The organism is Streptomyces sp. SID1328 (genome assembly GCF_009865595.1).
Lineage (GTDB): Bacteria > Actinomycetota > Actinomycetes > Streptomycetales > Streptomycetaceae > Streptomyces > Streptomyces griseoluteus.
Genome location: NZ_WWKH01000074.1, coordinates 1 through 269, shown reverse-complemented (window position 1 = coordinate 269; position 269 = coordinate 1). Strand labels below are relative to the sequence as shown.

Annotated in this window: 1 protein-coding gene; it reads right to left on the bottom strand. The window is 77.7% G+C overall.

What is annotated here, in order from left to right:
• The coding region (locus GT030_RS02205; protein ID WP_202459587.1) for a TRSP domain-containing protein at positions 1-269 on the bottom strand (269 nt) is incomplete at both ends.

Sequence of the window (269 nt, the reverse complement as noted above, 5' to 3'; positions counted from 1 at the left end):
GGCGAGCACGGGGGAACGGGTGGTGGTGGAGTAGCGCACCTCGGCCGGTACGGTCCGCTCCAGCTCGGCCGCGAGCCGCAGCGGGGCGTACATCAGCTCCTCGAAGCCCAGCACCAGCACCCGGCGGGAGCCGTCGGGCAGCGCGTCGGCGATCCGGGCGGCCATGCCGGGCAGCGCGGCCTCCAGCCGGGCGCGATGGGCCGGGGTGAAGCCGTGCCGTCCGCCGTCGGGCAGCCCGGCCGGCCAGCCCAGCTCGACCCGGCTCACCT